Origin of the sequence: Citrobacter sp. RHBSTW-00671 (assembly GCF_014103415.1) — a bacterium.
Classification (GTDB): domain Bacteria; phylum Pseudomonadota; class Gammaproteobacteria; order Enterobacterales; family Enterobacteriaceae; genus Citrobacter.
Map to the genome: position 1 here is coordinate 4,185,561 of NZ_JABXPR010000001.1, position 17,130 is coordinate 4,202,690.

Annotated in this window: 24 protein-coding genes and 1 pseudogene; 20 read left to right on the forward strand and 5 right to left on the reverse strand. The window is 53.7% G+C overall.

Annotated features, from left to right (window positions below):
- The first annotated feature begins 19 nt into the window (after positions 1 to 19).
- Positions 20 to 241 carry a hypothetical protein gene (locus HV261_RS20110; protein WP_199953262.1) on the forward strand — a complete coding sequence of 74 codons (222 nt, stop codon included), beginning with the start codon at positions 20 to 22 and terminating at the stop codon, positions 239 to 241.
- Complete coding sequence (locus tag HV261_RS20115) at positions 241 to 1,047, forward strand: hypothetical protein (protein WP_199953263.1); 807 nt, start codon at positions 241 to 243, stop codon at positions 1,045 to 1,047. The genes HV261_RS20110 and HV261_RS20115 overlap by 1 nt, the downstream gene beginning before the upstream one ends.
- A 487-nt stretch (positions 1,048 to 1,534) precedes the next feature.
- On the opposite strand, the gene HV261_RS20120 is transcribed toward HV261_RS20115, so the two are convergent.
- On the reverse strand, positions 1,535 to 2,578 hold the full coding sequence (locus tag HV261_RS20120; RefSeq protein WP_202039251.1) for a phage portal protein: 1,044 nt from the start codon (positions 2,576 to 2,578) through the stop codon (positions 1,535 to 1,537).
- On the reverse strand, positions 2,578 to 4,311 hold the full coding sequence (locus HV261_RS20125; RefSeq protein WP_202039252.1) for a terminase large subunit domain-containing protein: 1,734 nt from the start codon (positions 4,309 to 4,311) through the stop codon (positions 2,578 to 2,580). The genes HV261_RS20120 and HV261_RS20125 overlap by 1 nt, the downstream gene beginning before the upstream one ends.
- A 157-nt stretch (positions 4,312 to 4,468) precedes the next feature.
- Here HV261_RS20125 and HV261_RS20130 point away from each other — a divergent pair, with 157 nt between their 5' ends.
- The 17 genes from HV261_RS20130 (at position 4,469) to HV261_RS20205 (ending at position 14,997) form a co-directional block, all read left to right on the forward strand.
- Positions 4,469 to 5,305, forward strand: a complete 837-nt coding sequence (locus HV261_RS20130) for a GPO family capsid scaffolding protein (RefSeq protein ID WP_202039253.1) — start codon at positions 4,469 to 4,471, stop codon at positions 5,303 to 5,305.
- Positions 5,306 to 5,327: 22 nt separating this feature from the next.
- Complete coding sequence (locus HV261_RS20135) at positions 5,328 to 6,401, forward strand: phage major capsid protein, P2 family (protein WP_202039254.1); 1,074 nt, start codon at positions 5,328 to 5,330, stop codon at positions 6,399 to 6,401.
- Positions 6,402 to 6,452: 51 nt separating this feature from the next.
- Positions 6,453 to 7,271, forward strand: a complete 819-nt coding sequence (gene gpM, locus HV261_RS20140) for a phage terminase small subunit (RefSeq protein ID WP_202039255.1) — start codon at positions 6,453 to 6,455, stop codon at positions 7,269 to 7,271.
- Positions 7,272 to 7,377: 106 nt separating this feature from the next.
- The gene (locus HV261_RS20145) at positions 7,378 to 7,905 is read left to right on the forward strand and encodes a head completion/stabilization protein (RefSeq protein ID WP_202039256.1); all 528 of its coding nucleotides are present in this window, start codon (positions 7,378 to 7,380) and stop codon (positions 7,903 to 7,905) included.
- The gene (locus HV261_RS20150; RefSeq protein WP_137376705.1) at positions 7,905 to 8,105 is read left to right on the forward strand and encodes a tail protein X; all 201 of its coding nucleotides are present in this window, start codon (positions 7,905 to 7,907) and stop codon (positions 8,103 to 8,105) included. Before HV261_RS20145 ends, HV261_RS20150 begins: the two co-directional genes overlap by 1 nt.
- Positions 8,096 to 8,398 (forward strand): phage tail protein, encoded by a 303-nt coding sequence (locus HV261_RS20155; RefSeq protein WP_137376706.1) that lies wholly within the window; start codon positions 8,096 to 8,098, stop codon positions 8,396 to 8,398. The genes HV261_RS20150 and HV261_RS20155 overlap by 10 nt, the downstream gene beginning before the upstream one ends.
- The gene (locus tag HV261_RS20160) at positions 8,382 to 8,927 is read left to right on the forward strand and encodes a lysozyme (RefSeq protein ID WP_202039257.1); all 546 of its coding nucleotides are present in this window, start codon (positions 8,382 to 8,384) and stop codon (positions 8,925 to 8,927) included. The genes HV261_RS20155 and HV261_RS20160 overlap by 17 nt, the downstream gene beginning before the upstream one ends.
- Positions 8,924 to 9,361 (forward strand): DUF2570 domain-containing protein, encoded by a 438-nt coding sequence (locus tag HV261_RS20165; RefSeq protein ID WP_202039258.1) that lies wholly within the window; start codon positions 8,924 to 8,926, stop codon positions 9,359 to 9,361. Before HV261_RS20160 ends, HV261_RS20165 begins: the two co-directional genes overlap by 4 nt.
- Positions 9,279 to 9,470 carry an Rz1-like lysis system protein LysC gene (gene lysC, locus HV261_RS28035; RefSeq protein WP_420921483.1) on the forward strand — a complete coding sequence of 64 codons (192 nt, stop codon included), beginning with the start codon at positions 9,279 to 9,281 and terminating at the stop codon, positions 9,468 to 9,470. Before HV261_RS20165 ends, lysC begins: the two co-directional genes overlap by 83 nt.
- Before the next feature lie 101 nt (positions 9,471 to 9,571).
- Positions 9,572 to 10,036 carry a phage tail protein gene (locus HV261_RS20170; protein ID WP_137376709.1) on the forward strand — a complete coding sequence of 155 codons (465 nt, stop codon included), beginning with the start codon at positions 9,572 to 9,574 and terminating at the stop codon, positions 10,034 to 10,036.
- Positions 10,033 to 10,671 (forward strand): phage virion morphogenesis protein, encoded by a 639-nt coding sequence (locus HV261_RS20175; protein ID WP_202039259.1) that lies wholly within the window; start codon positions 10,033 to 10,035, stop codon positions 10,669 to 10,671. Before HV261_RS20170 ends, HV261_RS20175 begins: the two co-directional genes overlap by 4 nt.
- Positions 10,668 to 11,249, forward strand: coding sequence for a phage baseplate assembly protein V (locus HV261_RS20180; RefSeq protein ID WP_202039260.1), 582 nt, complete (start codon positions 10,668 to 10,670; stop codon positions 11,247 to 11,249). Before HV261_RS20175 ends, HV261_RS20180 begins: the two co-directional genes overlap by 4 nt.
- On the forward strand, positions 11,246 to 11,614 hold the full coding sequence (locus HV261_RS20185; RefSeq protein ID WP_202039261.1) for a GPW/gp25 family protein: 369 nt from the start codon (positions 11,246 to 11,248) through the stop codon (positions 11,612 to 11,614). The genes HV261_RS20180 and HV261_RS20185 overlap by 4 nt, the downstream gene beginning before the upstream one ends.
- Positions 11,601 to 12,497: a baseplate assembly protein gene (locus HV261_RS20190; protein ID WP_202039262.1), complete on the forward strand. Its 897-nt coding sequence runs from the start codon at positions 11,601 to 11,603 to the stop codon at positions 12,495 to 12,497. The genes HV261_RS20185 and HV261_RS20190 overlap by 14 nt, the downstream gene beginning before the upstream one ends.
- Positions 12,490 to 13,107, forward strand: a complete 618-nt coding sequence (locus HV261_RS20195; RefSeq protein ID WP_202039263.1) for a phage tail protein I — start codon at positions 12,490 to 12,492, stop codon at positions 13,105 to 13,107. The genes HV261_RS20190 and HV261_RS20195 overlap by 8 nt, the downstream gene beginning before the upstream one ends.
- Complete coding sequence (locus tag HV261_RS20200; protein WP_202039264.1) at positions 13,097 to 14,404, forward strand: phage tail protein; 1,308 nt, start codon at positions 13,097 to 13,099, stop codon at positions 14,402 to 14,404. The genes HV261_RS20195 and HV261_RS20200 overlap by 11 nt, the downstream gene beginning before the upstream one ends.
- Positions 14,404 to 14,997, forward strand: coding sequence for a tail fiber assembly protein (locus HV261_RS20205; protein ID WP_163190293.1), 594 nt, complete (start codon positions 14,404 to 14,406; stop codon positions 14,995 to 14,997). Before HV261_RS20200 ends, HV261_RS20205 begins: the two co-directional genes overlap by 1 nt.
- On the opposite strand, the gene HV261_RS20210 is transcribed toward HV261_RS20205, so the two are convergent.
- Positions 14,969 to 15,313: a tail fiber assembly protein gene (locus HV261_RS20210; protein WP_163190295.1), complete on the reverse strand. Its 345-nt coding sequence runs from the start codon at positions 15,311 to 15,313 to the stop codon at positions 14,969 to 14,971. The two genes, HV261_RS20205 and HV261_RS20210, sit on opposite strands and share 29 nt — an antisense overlap.
- Positions 15,313 to 15,786: pseudogene (locus HV261_RS27545) on the reverse strand (hypothetical protein); the annotation flags it as partial. The gene HV261_RS20210 and the pseudogene HV261_RS27545, both read right to left, overlap by 1 nt.
- 251 nt (positions 15,787 to 16,037) lie before the next feature.
- Here HV261_RS27545 and HV261_RS20220 point away from each other — a divergent pair.
- The gene (locus HV261_RS20220; RefSeq protein ID WP_202039265.1) at positions 16,038 to 16,595 is read left to right on the forward strand and encodes a recombinase family protein; all 558 of its coding nucleotides are present in this window, start codon (positions 16,038 to 16,040) and stop codon (positions 16,593 to 16,595) included.
- Positions 16,596 to 16,636: 41 nt separating this feature from the next.
- Here the strand turns inward: HV261_RS20220 and HV261_RS20225 are convergent, their stop codons facing one another.
- Positions 16,637 to 17,125: a phage tail protein gene (locus HV261_RS20225; RefSeq protein ID WP_202039266.1), complete on the reverse strand. Its 489-nt coding sequence runs from the start codon at positions 17,123 to 17,125 to the stop codon at positions 16,637 to 16,639.
- Between the last annotated feature and the right edge of the window lie 5 nt (positions 17,126 to 17,130).

Below are 17,130 nucleotides of genomic sequence, written 5' to 3' on the forward strand. Positions count from 1 at the left end.
GCCATGAGAAGGAGGGGTTATGCGTAAAGGCATATTTGGAAAGGTACTTCGTCAGTATACAGACGCAGTGGCGGCTCATGTTGACACCCATCTTGAGCAAACAGACAGATACCGCCTTACTGTCGATGCGAATGGCAATGCTACGTTGAACACTGAGAACCCTGATGTTCAGGCTGATATCATCAGGAAAATGAAACATCTTCGCAAATTACATAATCGTGCAAACAAGGATGTTGCTTGATGGCTCCATTGATTATCACAGTGATTCTCGTGTGTGGTTTTTGGTACACCGAGAATCACTACCAATCGCGTATTCACCATGCCAGGACAAACGGTTGGTCTTCTTACTTTTATGTTGCAATGCATGGGTGTCGTTTTGTTGCCCAGGGGTTCCTTTTGGTTCTTGCGGTATACATGGTCGCCTGGCTGCTGGGTATCATTCCGTTTGTGATCAATCTATTCAGGGACAAGCCATTAGAATGGCATTTTCTTGAGTGGTTAGTTGATGCAAAGGTTATGGGGTTACCACTTTTTGCCGTCACCTCAATGCTTTTTGCCTGCCTTATTGCTTACTCGGAAGGAAAAGATGCACGTAAGGTGATGGAAAATGAAGATGCCAGGCAAAAAGCATACAGGGAAATGGCATCAAAGGATTCGCTGGAAAGTCTATTGGTGCAGGCAATTGATACCGAAATGCTGATCTTTGTGACACTTAAATCAAGAAAAGTGTACATCGGGTATGTAGCTGCCCCACGTGTTGAGTTTCACAGTAGCGCACACCTTGAAATCATTCCGTTCATTAGCGGTTACAGGGATAAGGATTCTTTGCGATATAGAGAACAGCATCGTTACTACGATCTCTATTTAGCAAAAGGCATTACCTTTGATTCCACTCCTTTGAACTTACAACATTTTCGACATGTGATTCCAATCGATCAAATTGAAGCTGTTTCGCTTTTTGATGAAGACACATATGGTGATTTTGAGCAGTTCTCTGAACCACTGCCAGATGTAAAAGAATCTCCTGTACCGCAGCCCACTGCTTAAGAATGAATACAAAATAAAAGCGCCTCTCATGGCGCTTTTTTGTTTGCACAATAGCGCACAATTTTGCACAATTTTTTTGAATCAATTTATGCCCTTTCCGGCCTGTGCTGGCGCGGTCTGAGCCGGGATCCGTGCCTGCACAAAAAAAGGGGCGTTTGTCGCGCGCAGGTGACGGGGGAACAGCCCCCGCAACAGGGGCAGGAGGGGGATCCCCTCCAGATACGCTGATCAGCGTCGTAATTGCTTCTTGGCGTGTCGTTTCGTCATGCGTTATTGTGTTTTGATGGTCAGGGAAAGCGCCTGCCAGCGTGGCGCTGAGGCGCTCTGATGTGATCGATGTTTTTAGAGGGTTTCCGGTGTCAGTGCGCTGAACCAGAAGGGAAGAAACACAGGGACATTGAAAGTATTTGATGATGTTTCAGGCAGTTCGCCATGCGCTGGCCGGAACAGTCAGCGCTGGCGGTGGTTTATGGTGGGGAATTGCGGGTTAGTTCTGATCCAGCAGTGCGTAAGGGTTAAACCGGATCACCTCTTCATCCAGCCAGTCGTTGACGTGCTTCATGGCTTCCATCACAGGCATAAGCTCGTTAATCGCATAGACACGTGCAGCTTTCTCCACGTCGCCAAACGATCCCTTTTCTCCCGGCATCGCTCCCATCAGCTGCGGTGGCACCCGATGAGCGGCAAGGATATCGTCGCGGGAAGATGCCTTGACGTTCATGAATTCATCTTTCGCGGTGATCTGCTGAAACGGCAGGATCTGCACACCATCTTTGCCGCCGCCAGGTGCATGCAGCAGGATATTCTTGAAAGCGCCCTTACCTCTGGACTCTGACAGCGTTTTCTTTACCACCTCAACACTCTTGTCGTTGGCCTGCGCCGAACTGATGTAGATGATACAGCCCGCATGAGAGCCGTTGTCATAGTACAGCTTGCGGAACGTATCCGCAGAATGCGCCAGGCTGGCAGACAACAGCCCGCCGATATACTCCGGCATGCCGTAGATTTCCTGATTGATATCAGGATTCATGATGTGACACACATCACCGCGCCGGAAGGTGTACTCTTCCTTCCCTTCCTGCACATACCAGTAAGTATCAAGGTCTGTACCCCTGCGCGTATATTTCGCCAGGGCGTGCCGTAGCTCCAGTGGTCCGCCGAGTCGGTTAGTGCGCAGCTCAAGATAGGTGTTACCGAAAACAAACCAGTCAAGGGCAAACCCGGAGAACGCCTGACGTGATAACAATTTGTGGGGGATAAAACAGCCGAGCAACACATTGCGCTTAAAGTACAACGCGGACTGATGCCATGACGTTTTGCGCGATGCGCGCGCAAGCCCGTACCAGTCAACCGGCGTTTCAAAGTACCGGCCATTATCGGCGCAGTACATGTTATCCAGCAGATCATAGCTCTCTGCCCGGTAAGGGCCGTCAAAGCTGAAGGCACTCAGCGACGGGGCACTTCTCAGTGCGTCAGACAGGTCGCGCGATGTGGCTGGCTGGCGGTTGTAACTCTTTTTACTCTTTTTCATCAGAACTCCATCGCGAATCCACCGCTGCCGTCTTTTTCCTGTCCCAGCGGTTCGTTGATAATGGCGAGCATCGTCGCCCAGGCAAGATCGCCATGGCTGATGCCGCGGGATCGGTCAGTGTCATAAGTGATAAACCCGCCTGGTGTCTTAACCTTTCGCACGGCATTGAACGCCGTCACAAGTGCCCGTTCACTGCGATCGTATTCCCAGCGACCGGCGCGAATAATATGGAGCATCTTCAACACCAGGGCGCGCTTCGAAGCCAGGTTAAAGGTGTATGGCACCGCCATGGGGAAGAACTTTCTCACTATCTGGTAGACGGCTTCACCGTTACCACCGGTCACGTCGATGCCAATGTGCTGAACGCTATATTTAAACGTCAGGTTTTCGATAACTTTCGCCTGCTCTTCGAACTCCAGCCCCTGTACCTGGATAGTTTCTATTGTGCGGAACTTACCACCGGGCACCAGAGGTGGCACTGTGACGGATACCCCGCCGCTGTCACCCTTACCACTGCTGCCGTTGGCGTCATAGCCAATCCAGACTGCGCGTTGTCCCATTGGTCTGCTGGCGAAAGGTTTCCAGTCGGGCCATTCGTCGTAACCGTCAGCCCCGCAGCCGATCAGCGCGTTAAGGTTGAACGCTGACTCACCATCCCGGACGAATTCGCACATGTACAGGTTCTGGAATTCATCGTCGCTGTTCTCATCCTGTATCTCTTCAAGGTCGGTATACTCCCAGCCATGTTCTATAACGTCTTTCAGGGTAACAATCTGACGCCAGGTTTTATCCGGACACAGCAGGCCGCTGTTGAGCGTCTTCCAGGTCACATCAAACGCCTGCCGCTTCGATTTGGCGCGCTTTTCGTTCCAGCGATCGCCCGTCCAGAACGGGTAAGCCTCGTGCGTTTCGCCTGATGGTGTGGAAAAGTAGGTTCGCGTCAGTCCTTTCAGTGTCGCCATCGCCCCCGCCACTTTGCGCAGGTTGGTGAAATTGCTGACCCAAAAGAATTCATCGAATTTCAGGTTGCCTGTGTATGACTGCGCGGTTGCTGCTGATGTACCGAGAAAGTGCAGCTCTGCGCCGTTGGACAACACAATCTTGTCGCCCCCCTTCAGCTCAACGTCCACTTCTTCAGCCACCTTCTGGATAAATCCCCTGAACTGGTGCGCCTGACGCCGGGACGCCGACAAAAATATCTGGTTGCGCTGATACGGGTATTTCACATCATCACGCAGCGCATCAAGCAGCGCTTCGCGGGCAAAATACCAGGTGGCACCAATCTGGCGCGACTTCAGGATCATACGGTTACGGTGGTGGCGCTGCTCATACCATCCGCGCTGATGCCAGGAGAGGGAGTCGAGGATTTTTTCCCGCAGTGCCGTGATCTGCTCATCGGTAAAATGGTTTTTCAGCTTGCGTTTGCGCGTTTTTTTACCAACAGCCGCTTCTGCTGGCTGGCCGTCATTCAGCTTTTTCAGTTGCCGGGTCAGCAGGTCAATCTCCTTGAAGTCGCCCCCGGTCTTCTCGTTCTTGTCCGTCAGCTGGATAAGACGAGCATCCATGGATTGCGTGACACGCTGGATAGCGGGCGTTTCGTCCCATTCGTCGCGTTTCTTCCACGAATAAATTGTGTTCTGGCTGATACCCATCAGGCGCGAGATCTCAGCTGGCGGGTAGCCCTGCCAGTAGAGTTGTTTTGCGCGTAGCCGTACAAAAGCGTCCTGAATCATCTCTTCTCCCCTTGTATGCCGGGAAGATTACCGCGCGCGCGATCCCGCTTTCGCCCTCTTTCAGTTCTGTGCCTTCAGCGACAACAAAAGCACGTTGAGACAGCAACTTACGCTCTGTCATCATGACCATAAACCAACCAGTAACAGGACAATCAGCATGGCGAGCACCGCAAAACCAGCCCGCAAAAAGTTTCGCGTCGCCGTTTCTGGCGCCACCGTTGACGGTCGCGAAATCAGCGGCGAACACCTGAAAGCGGCAGCAGAAAGTTATGACCCGAGCGTTTACGCTGCGCGTGTGAACGTGGAGCACTACCTGTCAATGCTTCCTAACAGCGACTTCAGCGCAATGGGGGACGTTACCGGACTCAGCGCCGAAGATATTACCGATGGCCCGTTGAAAGGCCGCACCGCACTTTATGCGGAGATCGAGCCTTCGGCACGTATGAAGCAGCTCACCGATGAAGGCAAAAAGGTGTATTCCAGCATTGAACTACACCCGCAGTTTGCGCTGAACGGCAACGCCTATGTTGTCGGGCTCGCCATGACGGACACCCCGGCCAGCCTTGGCACTGACCGTCTGAAATTTGCCGCTCAGCAACGCGCACAGGTCATGGCGTTCAATAACCAGCAAACCGAGCCACCGATGTTTACCGAAGCGATGGAGGCGGAGGTTATCGAACTGACGCAGCAGCGCACTGAAGAAGGCAAGCAGTGGCTCAGTCGCGTGATGGACCTCATCGGCAAAGGCCGCAAATCCGACAGCGAGCAGTTCAGCCAGGTGCGTGAGGCCGTTGAAAATGTGGCGCAGTCTCACTCTGACCTCCTCGATCGCTTCAATTCACTGGAGAAGAAGAACAGCGAAGCCAGCCAGAAGGTTGAAAAACTCACCAGTGAATTAACCACCCTGCGGGAACAGTTGCAGACCCAGGACAGTGACCAGGCGTCCCGCTTTGCTGCCACCGGTGGTAATGGCGCGCAGCTGGTTGATTACTGATTTAACGAAGAGAGACAGACTAATGACAATCGTACTTTCCGGGAATACCCGCACGCAGCTTGAGCTGTACATGCAGCGTCAGGCGCAACTGAGCGGCGTGACCGTCAGCAACCTGACTAAACGCTATTCGGTGGATCCGTCAGTGCAGCAGCGGCTGGAAAATGCCGCCAAAGAAAGCACCGAACTGACGCAAAAGATTAACGTCATCGGCGTTGACGATCAGGAAGGCGATAAAGTCCTGGTTGATACCACCGGGCCGATTGCCCGCACCAACTCCAGCAGCGACGGAGTGAAGCGCCGTAACCCGGTGAGTACTCACGAGCTGGCTGCACGTCGCTACCGCTGTGAGCAGGTCAACTACGATACTTTCATCAGCTATTCACAGCTTGATGCCTGGAGCGCTCACGCTGATTTTCAGGCCCGCGTCAGCCAGCAAATTGCCCGACAGATTGCGCTTGACCGCATCATGATCGGTTTTAACGGCACCTCGCATGCGTTGATCTCCGATTTCGCCACTAACCCGCTGCTTCAGGATGTGAACACCGGCTGGATGGAACAAATTCGTAAGCATGCAGCGGCCCGTGTCATGTCAGATGTGACCATTTCCACACGCGACATGGATAACAAAGTCACCGCAAAGGGACAGTATGGTAATCCGGATGCACTGGTGCAGGACGTCCGTTCTTCTCTGCTGGATGAATGGCACAAAGACGCGCCGGATCTGGTGGTGCTGATGGGGCGTGATTTGTTCAACACCCTGCGCCTGCCGCTGATTAACGCGATGAGCACCACCAACCCGAATACAGAACTGATGGCCGGGCAGTTGATTATCTCCTCGCGCTTTATCGGCGGTCTGCCAGTGTACCTTGCGCCATTCTTCCCGAAAGACGCCATGCTGATCACCTCCTTCAGCAACCTGTCGATCTACTTCCAGAAGGGGTCTCTGCGCCGCCTGATGAGGGAAGAGCCGGAATACAACCGTATCGCAACCTACCAGTCGATGAACGATGCCTACGTGGTGGAGGACTACGGCAAAAGTGCACTGATTCAGGGTATTAAGTTTGCCGACGCCCCTGCTGAAGGTGGCGGTGCGTAACTGACGGCACGGGCGCAGGCAATGCGCCCGTCATAACGGAGGACATAACTGATGCTGACACCGGCACAGAAACATTTTCAGAACGTCATGGCGCAGCGTACAGGGCTCAACAACGGTGAAGAAACCCTGGGCGAGCGTACTGCACACGAGCAGATCCTGTACCGCCTTCGCCTTGCGCAGTCACGGTTAAGCGGGATCCAGTCCAGGGCAGCAAAAGCGGACGTTAAAAAAGAACTTCTGCCCGATTTTGCCGGATGGATTGACGGCACGCTTGAAGGCGACAGCGGTCGCCAGGATGAAGTGATCACCACCCTGATGGTATGGGCGGTCGACTGTGGCGATCTGACGCTTGCCCTGCGTATCGGTGAGTACGTAATACGCCATAACCTCAGTCTGCCTGACAATTTCGGGCGTGATGCCGCGACGGTACTGACAGAAGAGATCAGCAATCCGATCCTGACGCTGGCAGGCACCGACCCGGACGCAGATTTATCCGGCTTCATCACCCCGCTGGATACGCTGTGGGAGATGGTCGCGAACCGTGATATGCCTGATGAGGTGCTTGCCAAACTTTGTAAAGCCTGCGCCTTCGCCCGTCGCACCTCCACTGACCCGGAGACGCAGGGCGCTGCGCTGAAGCTGCTTCGCCAGGCGATGCACCTCAACCCGAACGCCGGTGTTAAGCGCGAGATCGCCGCATTAACCCGCGCACTTAAAAAGGTTCAGGGTGCTGGTAGTGATGTGTCCACTACCACCGAAAGTGACGCTGCTGCAGAAAAGAAAGAGCCTGAAAAGACTAAAGCCAGCAGAGCGCCGCGCAAAACAACCACCGGGAAGGCCAGTGCCGCCCGCAAGAGCACGAAAAAATAATTAACGACTTCGACCCCCGTCGACAGGCGGCGCGACCGGCGATCTGAACCCTCTCCGTGTTCTTTTTACCGGTCGCCCACCGCCTGATTTTTCCGGAGAGCACCTTATGAGCATGGTGGCAAAACCCAGAGTAGAACCGGCAGAAAACGACACCACCGATATTGATGACGGTGAAGAGAAAGTCACTGCCGGAGCGTTCTGGCCTGACATTGTGCTTCGGGAGCTGCGTCTTGCCAGCCGCATTCCGGGCAGGACAACCACTTCACGGCTGATGTATGTCACCACCGAAGCCGTCGCGCATGTTACCGATGAGCTTCAGGAGTGGCAGCAGCAACAACTGGCAGAAGGCTACAGCACGCTGGCGGATGCCCCGACCATTAAACCGAATGGTGAACCTGAAATACCGCCGCGAAAAATAAACGGCGAGAGCATCAATATTCACCGCTACCGCCGTGCGGTCTACGCCGCCACGCGCGCACTTATTCTTGAGAACGCCCGCGACGTGGACACGACCAACAAGAGCGACCGGAAAGCCGATGCGCTGGACACGCAGGCGGAAGACCTCTGGCGCGACGTTCGCTGGGCTATTGCCGATATTCGCGGTGCTCAGCGTATCTGGGCGGAGCTTTGCTGATGAAAGTGAAGGCACTACAGGGCGATACCGTGGATTTACTGTGCTGGCGTCATTACGGCACCACGCAGGGGATGACGGAGAAAGTGATCGCAGCCAATCCTGGGCTGAGTGGACAGTTATTCCTTAATCCTGGTCAGGAGGTGGAACTACCGGATCAGGAGCAAAAGAAACAACGGGAGATGGTACAGCTATGGGGCTGAATATATTCCAGCGGATACATGACCACATCACTTTTTTCATGTCGGTGGTGGTCACCGGTATCGGCGTAATGACTATCAGCGAAAAGATCGCGATGGCGGGTCTGCTGTTAGGGGCACTTTCGCTGGCCCGCGCCTGGCTGCACCGTGGCAGGATGGAACGGGCGCAAAAGCGCCGTAACGATCTGATTGCACAGATCCTCAGCCAGTCTGAAGCCAGGAGCCTGTACGAAGAAGAACGCCGGGCGCTTGATCTGTTACAGCATGACGGGCATGCCGATGAATCTTCCCGTTAAGCGCTACGCCGTCGCCGTCATTGTTGCACTGGGGATCTCGCTGGCTCCGGAAGCCCTGCGTACATCCGAAGAAGCGCAGGTGAAAATTGCCACGTGGGAAGATTGCAGCGCCACCCCATACCGTGACATTGCGGGAGTGGCAACGGTCGGCTGTGGATCAACTGGCAATGTGCAGAACCGACTGTACAGCGAAAGCGAAGTGGCGAAGCGCTGGGTTAATGACCTGCGTCATGCAGAGAACTGCATTAACCAGAATTTTAACGGTGCGGATATGCCACAGTCTGCGTTTGAGTCCATGACGGACGCGGCCTACAACCTGGGCTGTTCTGGCCTGATGTGGTTCAAGGACAGAAATGGAATGCGCCAGCGCACCACTATCTGGAAACTGGCACAGGCGCACCAGTGGGCTCCTGTGTGCGACCGGCTGACCGATTTTGTTAACAGCAGCGGGAAGCGTGTGCCGGGATTATTCAACCGCCGCACCGATTTTAAGGCCTGGTGCCTGCGAGATGTTGAGGCACAGCGATGAATCAGACAATCACACTTTGCCTGCTGCTGGCGCTGGTCACGGGCGGCTTGCTCTGGCAGACAAACCAGCGTGGAAAAGATTCGGTACGCAATGATGAGTTGTCCCGTGAGCTGAAAAGTACCGGCGAAATCATGGGTGAACTGCGGGCAATAAAAGCAGACGTCACTGCTCTGCTGGCACAACGGCAGGCAGATGAACAGCGACGAAATGCACAGGGGGAAATCAGACGTGATCAGATGCGCGAAGCAACGAAAAACGATACGTGCGCTAACACTGTGGTGCCTGTTGCTGTCAGTAACAGCCTGCAAAAACGCCCAGCCAGTACCACGGGTACAGATAGTGCACGAGCCAGTGCCGGAAAGCCTGACAGCCGCGACGCCGCAGCCGGAACTGGCAAGCCCCGTTACCTGGGGCGGAATAGCCAACTGGAGTGATCGCCTTCGCGATGCGCTGGATAGCTGTAATGCCGATAAGGCTGCGATTAGTGAACTCGATATTCGCCGCCTTAAACGACTGACTGAGAACACAGGAGCCAGACAGTGACGTTATTTGATTTTATTGCTGAGCATCCATTCTGGACGCTTATTTATCTGCTGATCATTGCGGGCGTGATTGAGCGCTTCGCGCGTTAAAAAGGTGCCGCCATGCTGAAAATTAACTCACTGCGTGAAGCAATGGTCCGCGCCAGCCGCTGGTGTAAAGCCAACCCGGAGAAGTTCACAGTATTTGTCGAAAGCGGCGGTATTGAGACAACCGGCGAAACACCTTCTTTTGCCTATCGCTATAACCTGGTGTTTTTCGCTATGGATTTTCCGGGCGATATCGACGACTTCACCTTACCGCTGATGGCGTGGCTCTGGCGCAACCAGCCAGACCTGCTGCTTAATCCGGAGAATAACAAAGATGTTAAGTTTTCAGTCGCCATCAATGACGACGACAGCGCCGATATTCTCTATGAAATCCCGGTTCGGGAGCGCGTGAAAGTCAGCCGCGATGAAGACGGAACCGTCCACGCGGAACACCTGCCAGAACCCAAACCCCGTATTCCATCAGCTGGCGGGGACTGGCACGCCGTGTTTGAAGACGTGAACCGGGAGACAGCCGTATGAGCGACGATCGCTTTCGTGAACTGGATAAGGTATTCAGCGATATCCTTGCGGGTATCTCTGCGTCTGGGCGGACTCGCTCGGCCCGTCTCATCGGGCAGGAAATCCGCCGCAGCCAACAGCAGCGTATCCGCGCGCAAAAAGGCCCGGACGGAGCCGCTTACCCACAACGCAAGCGCCGGATCATTCGTTCCCAGCAGGGCATTAAGTTTGTCTGGAATAACGAAGTCCGGACGCTGAAAAACTGGCACGGTGGGCGGGGCAAATACGGGCGCACCATCACAGGATTTGACACTGACCGTAATGACATTCGGACGTTTTACCGCAGCGATATTGATCGTTATCTGGAGATTAACACGCGCTCGCTGCGCCGAGACACAGCCCGTAAAGCGCCAATGTTTGAGCGCCTGCGCACGCTGCGGTTTATGAAGATGCGCCCTGATGCGCAGGGTGTGACCATGGGTTATGACGGTGTGGCTGCGCGTATTGCCCGTGTGCACCAGTACGGACAGCGCGATCAAGTCGGGCCGGGTGTTGTGACTCAATACCCTGTTCGTGAACTGCTGGGCCTGTCTGCGGCGGATGAACGTCTGATTTACAACGCCACCATTAACAGCCTGGGAGGTGCCGTACGATGAACGCCGAACTGATACGCCTGCTGGAAAACATCATTCGCACCGGCGTAATTTTTGCCGTTGATGAAAAAAAATGGCGTGTCCGCGTGCGTAGCGGAAATCTGGAAACGGGCTGGCTGCGCTGGAACACACCACGGGCGGGGGCATTCAACATCTGGATCCCGCCTTCCGTTGGTGAGCAGGTCTCCATTGCCTGCATCGGAGGCAACCCGGAGACCGCCATTATTCTGGGGAGTCTGTACAGCAATGACCACCCGGCACCGGGCAGCAGCATGAAAGAAATCGTGATAACGGCACCGGACGGTGCAGTTGTCCGCTACGACGCCGATGCAAGCGAGCTGGAAGCCACTGGCATGAAAACCGCGAAGATTCAGGCGGCTGTTGGCGTCATGCTGGATACGCCCGTTGTGGAATGCACAAAGCATCTGAAAACCGCCACGTTTGAAGTCACCGAAGGCGGCGATATGCGCGGTGATATTACGCACTACGGCGGGAAAATGACCTCTAACGGCGTGCAGGTCGACGACCACGATCACGGTGGCGTGCAAAGAGGCGGTAGCTGGACGGAGGGCACAAGATGACGGCGACTTACACAGGGATGAATCCCAACGGCACCGGCACCCTGAACGATACCGATCAGCTGTGGAATTCAGTGAAGGACATACTGACCACGCCGCTTGCCAGCCGGGTGATGCGACGTGATTACGGCAGTCTGGTGCCTGATCTGATTGATGAGCCGCAGAATGATGCCACTCGTCTTCAGTGCATGAGTGCCGCCGTTATCGCGCTGGCACGCTGGGAAACCCGAATTGCGCTCAACACCATTGATATCCGCTGGTCAAATGACGGACGAGCCGTGGCAGAACTCTCCGGCATTATCACCCGGAGTATGCAACCGGCCAGCGTCACAATGACGCTACGGGAGAGCCGCCATGGCGAGCGTTGACTTATCGCAGCTTCCGAAGCCGCAGATCATTAAAGTGCTGGACTTCGAAGAGATCCTTGTTGAGGTCAAAGCGGACATGATTGCAGCATTTCCGCAGGAGCAGCAGGCCGCTGTTGCCGCTGCGCTTGAGCTGGAATCTGAACCGATGAACGCCATTGCCCAGGTATTCGCCTACCGTGAAATGATGCTGATGCAGCGCATCAATGACGGGGCAGCGGCGTGCATGCTGAGTCATTCCAACTTCAGCGACCTGGACAATCTGGGGGCCAACAATAACACCCAGCGTCTGGTCATACAGGAAGCTACGGATACTACTGAAGCCGTCTATGAAAGCGACGCTGCATACCGGCTGCGTATTCAAAGTGCGTTCGAAGGGCTGAGTGTAGCGGGACCAACCGGCGCATATGAGTATTTTGCCAAAAGCGCCAGCGGTAAGGTGGCTGACGCCAAAGCAACCAGTCCGTCACCTGCCGTGGTCGTGGTCTCAGTGCTTTCCACGGAGGGAGACGGAACGCCAGACCCGGCATTACTGGCAACTGTCAATAAAGCGCTGTCTGCTGATGACAAAAGGCCGGTCGCAGATCGCCTGACGGTTCAGGCGGCGGGAATCGTGAATTATCACATCAACGCCGTCCTGTATCTCTATCCGGGACCGGAGTCTGAACCCATCCGCACCGCCGCAGAGGATGCGTTACGGTCGTGGATAAGTCAGCAGGGCAAGATAGGTCGTGACGTTGCCCGCTCCGCCATTATGGCGGCACTGCATGTGCAGGGCGTTCAGCGCGTGGAGTTACCGGAGCCTGTCAGCGATATCGTTATTGACGACACGCAGGCTGCGCGGTGCGAGTCATTCACTATCACGGTAGGGGGAACAGATGAATAACAGCCTGCTCCCGCCTTCCGCCAGTCGCTTCATGCGGGATGTGGAGAAAGTCACTACACGGCTTGACCGTGTTCCGGTAGACCTTCGCAAACTGTGGAACCCGGACGAATGCCCCGTTGCCCTGCTTCCCTATCTTGCCTGGGCGCTGTCCGTTGACAGATGGGATAAACGCTGGTCAGAACAGACGAAACGACAGGTGATTAAAGCCGCCTGGCTCGTTCACCGCCACAAAGGCACGATTTCGGCGCTGAAGCGCGTCGTTGAGCCTTTCGGTTTTCTACTGCGAGTGATCGAGTGGTGGCAGAGCAACGAGGAGCCGGGCACCTTCAGGCTTGAAATCGGCATTCAGGAACAGGGGATCACAGAGGAAACCTACCGCGAACTTGAGCGCCTGATTGATGACGCAAAACCCAGAAGTCGACACCTGACAGGTCTCACCCTGTCATTGCAGACAACGGGCCTCATCACAGCAGGTGCTGGCTGCTACACGGGCGATACGCTGACCGTATACCCCTATTTTCCTGAAACCATATCCGTGAGCGGTGGCAACTACACCGGCGCGGCAGTCCATTTTATTGATACCGTGGAGATCGCAGCAAATGGCGACTAAATATTTTGCCCTGCTAACCAATATCGGGGCCGCAAAAATGGCAAAAGCCACGGCTTTGGGTACAAAGGTTGAGATCACCCAGATGGCCGTAGGCGATGGCAATGGCGTACTGCCTACTCCTGATCCGGCCCAGACCGCGCTGATACATGAAATTCGTCGCGCACCGCTGAATATGCTGACCGTCGACCCGGCAAATGCCAGTCAGATAATTGCGGAGCAGGTCATACCGGAAGACGTGGGCGGTTGGTGGATCCGTGAAATCGGTCTGTTTGATAAGGACGGCGATATGATTGCGGTTGCTAACTGTGCGGAGACCTACAAACCGCAGTTGCAGGAAGGCAGCGGACGCGTTCAGGCCATCCGTGTGATCCTGATCGTCAGTAGTACCGAGGTGGTAACACTGAAGATTGATCCGGCTGTCGTACTGGCAACGCGCCAGTATGTTGATAATAAAATTATTGAGGTGAAGAGTTACGCTGACGGACTCATGCGTACCCATGAACAGTCGCGTAACCATCCCGATGCAACCACAACTGCAAAAGGTTTTACGCAGCTTAACAGCAGCGTGACGGATGACAGCGAGACACAAGCAGCAACCCCGAAAGCCGTAAAAATTGCGATGGATAACGCGAATGCACGGCTGGCTAAAGAACGCAATCTCGCCGATTTACCTAATCAGGCACTGGCCCGCCAGAATCTGCAACTGGGTAACAGTTCGACGAAAAACACCGGTACAACTGCCGATACCGTTGCGGCGGGTGATGATGCACGTATCACCGGCGCGATGCAGAAAAGCCAAAACGGCGCGGATATTCCAGATGTGGCGAAGTTTCTCCAAAACCTTGGTTTGGGAGCAGGCGCTCCCCCTATTGGAATCCCGTTTTACTGGCCATTGGCTGCAATGCCAAATACGGTCATGCCGGAATGGTCGGATATGGTATTTCTGAAAACCAATAATACGTCGTTCTCTGCCGCCGAATATCCAAAACTGGCGCTGATGTGGCCGGGTCTGTTTATTCCTGATATGCGGGGGGAGTTTATTCGTATTTTTGACGATGGGCGCGGCGTGAACCCGATACAGCCACTACTGGGGTGGGCGGACTCACGCCTCAAGGAGCATACGCATGTGTTACCAACAGGCAGGATGGCCGTTGGCGTGGACGATGTGTCTTCAACCTGGGTCGCGGTAGAAAACGATGTGGCCACCCCAAAAATATCTACAAAAACGCAGAGCGGTGGCGCCGGTGAAACCGCACCACGCTCAATAGCATTTAACTGTCTGGTGAGGGCAAAATAATGAAACCTGTTTTTGATGAAAATGGACTGGCTATTGAGCCGGGAAATGTCGTCTGCTTTTACTATGATGCAGCCACGGGAGAATACTGCGGGTTCTCTGATGAATTTATTCATCCTGGTGTCAGCATGCCGGGGTATTCAACGGATATCGTTCCAGGAGAGAAACGGTCGGGATTTGTAGCTGTATTCAACGGCACTGGCTGGGAGTACCAGCCAGACCATCGCGGCATTACCGTCTATTCGACTATGGACAGAACCCCGGAATTCGTTGATTACATAGGTGAGATTCGTTCAGGCTATACAACCGTTGCGCCATCCACTCAGTATGATAAATGGGATGGTTCTAAGTGGGTTACAGATGAGGATGCGCAGCGAAATGCGGCGATAGCCGACGCTGAAAAACTGCGTAGTCAGTTGCTGGCCCATGCCGATAAAGTAATGCTCGACTGGCGAACAGAGCTGATGCTGGGTGAAATAAGCGACGCCAACAAAGCTAAACTGTCGGCGTGGCTGGCGTATAAGAATGAAGTTAAGGCGGTCGATGTGACAACCGACCCTGGGCATGTTAACTGGCCTGTTCCCCCGGAGGCGTAGGCCAGACAGGTTTTGACGTATCAACCCGCATCAAATCAAGCCGGTAGTCCTGCCAGTTTATCAGGTCGGCGGCTTCTTCAGCCGTCGCTTTGCCTCTGTCAACGGCGTACTGTCGCCAGGCTATTTCACTATCCGCCTCTGAACGTAGTCTGGATTTCTTTGCTTCAGCTGAAGCAATCAATTCCTCAGCAGTTGGAGCAAGAAGCCCCATCGCTTCCGGTTCCGATATTTTAATTAACCCTTCCAGAATAAATTCCTCATCACAGTCATCTTCATATGCAAACACTGCATTGCTTTTATTTTTGAAATATTGCATTACCGTAACTCCGCCCATGAAGAAAATGCGCCCGAAAATATGTATTGCGCACCAGGTGGCACAATGGCAAATAATGTTGAATCTGAATCTGCCCCTCGCGCAAACGCCGTTAATACACCTCCAACATAGAGCCCTCTGTCTCCGTCACCCGTCTCAGGAATAGATACGCAGATTGGTCTGGTTGTGCTGTTGGTGTAAGTCACTCCGGCAGTTCGTGAAGCGGTAACATTCACCCAGGTCTGTCCCGTTCCCAGTGCCTTAGATGCATCTAACTTACTGTCAAAAAGATATTCAAGTCCGGTCCCGTTCAGAGTTGTATCAGACGGGAGAGCTACTGAACCTGAAAATGTTTGCTTCTGGGTAAATGTATTTTTAGTATCCGTTTTCGCGGCGCTGGTTAAGCCGAGATATGAAAGTAATCCGGCAACATCCTTTCCTGATAACGCTGTTAATGTGTCGTCTTTGTCTTGTTTATAATCAAACCATGCCTGTAAACCAATCCCTTTGTAAGCTGTATTGGCTGGAAGTGAAACACTTAACGTGAATTTCACTTCTCCAGTAAATGTGTTGTTTGCGCTTGTTTTTGCTAAATCTTCCAAACCAACGTTTTCCAGAACACACCACCACTTCTGACTATGTTGGCCATTTTCTGCAGTACAGCCAGAAATGACGTTGCTCGATACAATGCGGGCCGCTAATGCGTTTACAGGTGGAGTGATTTTCTATGCTGATTGGATATGTACGGGTATCAACAAATGACCAGAACACCATGCTGCAAATAAATGCGCTGGAAAGCGCAGGATGTGAGCAAATTTTTGAAGATAAAATAAGCGGTACTAAAGCGGAAAGGCCGGGATTAAAGAGGTTGCTAAAGACGCTTCAGGAAGGTGACACGCTGGTAGTCTGGAAGCTGGACAGACTGGGAAGGAGCATGCGCCATCTTGTCATTCTGATCGAGGAATTGCGCCAGCGTGGTGTTAATTTTCGTAGCCTGACAGACAGTATTGATACCTCTACCCCTATGGGGCGTTTTTTCTTTCACGTCATGGGCGCACTGGCCGAAATGGAAAGGGAATTGATTGTAGAACGGACGCGAGCCGGGTTAGCGGCAGCACGAGGACAGGGGCGCATTGGTGGTCGCCGACCAAAACTAACACCAGAAGAATGGGCACAGGCGGGTCGACTGCTCGCAGTAGGAGAGACACGGCAGCGCGTGGCTATGATATTTGATGTAGGTATTTCTACTTTGTATAAGCGGTTTCCGGCGTCTGGAGGTCAGTAAAATACACCTCCAGATTTGACTATTCTCAATACTGCGCAGCGCTACACCAACCAGGACAACGTGCTGTTTATCGAGTTATACGCAGTGTTGGCACCATCCTTCAGCCCGGTCAACAGATCACCGACAGAGGAAGACTGAAGCCGTTCGCGAAGGTCTTCATCACAACGCTGAAAACTGATTGAGAACTCTATTTTTTTCGCCTTACCATAACGGTCCAGTTCCAATCGGGTGGTTTGCAAGCCGGTGATAACATACATACCGTAAATCTGCCCCGTGCCATCAATCAAAGGCCAGGGGCGTCCGGTATAGGCCTGCGTGGTCAACACCGTCAGCGAGACCTCGCCGCCAGTAATTTCCGGATAAAGCACGCCGGAAAGCGTGATCTGATCTTCACCTGCCCCAATGTACTGCCAGCTTGCAGAACGGTTGATTCGCTCGTTTTTGACGTGCCGCCAGGATTTATTTTGCTGTAGCTGCTGATGGGGTAGCGTCTTCAGCTCAAACACAAACATACCGTAAACCATCATCATAACGT

What these genes read in the sequence shown, in the direction of transcription:
- HV261_RS20135 (WP_202039254.1), top strand. Translation starts at nt 5,328, where the DNA reads ATGACAATCGTACTTTCCGGGAATACCCGCACGCAGCTTGAGCTGTAC.
- HV261_RS20115 (WP_199953263.1), top strand. Translation starts at nt 241, where the DNA reads ATGGCTCCATTGATTATCACAGTGATTCTCGTGTGTGGTTTTTGGTAC.
- HV261_RS20155 (WP_137376706.1), top strand. Translation starts at nt 8,096, where the DNA reads ATGGGGCTGAATATATTCCAGCGGATACATGACCACATCACTTTTTTC.
- HV261_RS20205 (WP_163190293.1), top strand. Translation starts at nt 14,404, where the DNA reads ATGAAACCTGTTTTTGATGAAAATGGACTGGCTATTGAGCCGGGAAAT.
- HV261_RS20195 (WP_202039263.1), top strand. Translation starts at nt 12,490, where the DNA reads ATGAATAACAGCCTGCTCCCGCCTTCCGCCAGTCGCTTCATGCGGGAT.
- HV261_RS20190 (WP_202039262.1), top strand. Translation starts at nt 11,601, where the DNA reads ATGGCGAGCGTTGACTTATCGCAGCTTCCGAAGCCGCAGATCATTAAA.
- gpM (WP_202039255.1), top strand. Translation starts at nt 6,453, where the DNA reads ATGCTGACACCGGCACAGAAACATTTTCAGAACGTCATGGCGCAGCGT.
- HV261_RS20130 (WP_202039253.1), top strand. Translation starts at nt 4,469, where the DNA reads ATGGCGAGCACCGCAAAACCAGCCCGCAAAAAGTTTCGCGTCGCCGTT.
- HV261_RS20200 (WP_202039264.1), top strand. Translation starts at nt 13,097, where the DNA reads ATGGCGACTAAATATTTTGCCCTGCTAACCAATATCGGGGCCGCAAAA.
- HV261_RS20165 (WP_202039258.1), top strand. Translation starts at nt 8,924, where the DNA reads ATGAATCAGACAATCACACTTTGCCTGCTGCTGGCGCTGGTCACGGGC.
- HV261_RS20180 (WP_202039260.1), top strand. Translation starts at nt 10,668, where the DNA reads ATGAACGCCGAACTGATACGCCTGCTGGAAAACATCATTCGCACCGGC.
- HV261_RS20110 (WP_199953262.1), top strand. Translation starts at nt 20, where the DNA reads ATGCGTAAAGGCATATTTGGAAAGGTACTTCGTCAGTATACAGACGCA.
- HV261_RS20120 (WP_202039251.1), bottom strand. Translation starts at nt 2,578, where the DNA reads ATGAAAAAGAGTAAAAAGAGTTACAACCGCCAGCCAGCCACATCGCGC.
- HV261_RS20160 (WP_202039257.1), top strand. Translation starts at nt 8,382, where the DNA reads ATGAATCTTCCCGTTAAGCGCTACGCCGTCGCCGTCATTGTTGCACTG.
- HV261_RS20125 (WP_202039252.1), bottom strand. Translation starts at nt 4,311, where the DNA reads ATGATTCAGGACGCTTTTGTACGGCTACGCGCAAAACAACTCTACTGG.
- HV261_RS20170 (WP_137376709.1), top strand. Translation starts at nt 9,572, where the DNA reads ATGCTGAAAATTAACTCACTGCGTGAAGCAATGGTCCGCGCCAGCCGC.
- HV261_RS20210 (WP_163190295.1), bottom strand. Translation starts at nt 15,313, where the DNA reads ATGCAATATTTCAAAAATAAAAGCAATGCAGTGTTTGCATATGAAGAT.
- HV261_RS20185 (WP_202039261.1), top strand. Translation starts at nt 11,246, where the DNA reads ATGACGGCGACTTACACAGGGATGAATCCCAACGGCACCGGCACCCTG.
- HV261_RS20145 (WP_202039256.1), top strand. Translation starts at nt 7,378, where the DNA reads ATGAGCATGGTGGCAAAACCCAGAGTAGAACCGGCAGAAAACGACACC.
- HV261_RS20225 (WP_202039266.1), bottom strand. Translation starts at nt 17,125, where the DNA reads ATGATGATGGTTTACGGTATGTTTGTGTTTGAGCTGAAGACGCTACCC.
- HV261_RS20150 (WP_137376705.1), top strand. Translation starts at nt 7,905, where the DNA reads ATGAAAGTGAAGGCACTACAGGGCGATACCGTGGATTTACTGTGCTGG.
- HV261_RS20175 (WP_202039259.1), top strand. Translation starts at nt 10,033, where the DNA reads ATGAGCGACGATCGCTTTCGTGAACTGGATAAGGTATTCAGCGATATC.
- HV261_RS20220 (WP_202039265.1), top strand. Translation starts at nt 16,038, where the DNA reads ATGCTGATTGGATATGTACGGGTATCAACAAATGACCAGAACACCATG.